Raw genomic sequence first — 261 nt, 5'->3', positions numbered from 1 at the left:
CCAACGAATACAGAAAACTATATTTATTCCGAAACATATTTATCAGATCCCGCTGTTACAAATCCAAAAACAGCAGAGAGTATTCAAGACTTTGATAGATTGGGAAAGGCAAAACAAATAGTAAATATAAAAGCATCACCACTGGGTAGAGATGTTGTTTCTCATATTGAATATGATGGATTCGGAAGACAAACTTTGAAGTATCTTCCAGTACCTCAGTTGGGAACGCAAAACGGAGCTATTTATACTGATCCTTTAAGT

At 35.2% G+C, this 261-nt stretch carries 1 protein-coding gene; it reads left to right on the top strand.

What is annotated here, in order from left to right:
- The coding region (locus tag SB689_RS23445; RefSeq protein WP_410694450.1) for a DUF6443 domain-containing protein at nucleotides 1-261 on the top strand (261 nt) is incomplete at both ends.

Origin of the sequence: Chryseobacterium sp. SIMBA_038, from assembly GCF_046535115.1 — a bacterium.
Classification (GTDB): Bacteria; Bacteroidota; Bacteroidia; order Flavobacteriales; family Weeksellaceae; genus Chryseobacterium.
Note: the sequence above shows the minus strand (reverse complement) of the source record. Positions and strands in the feature narration are given on the sequence as shown.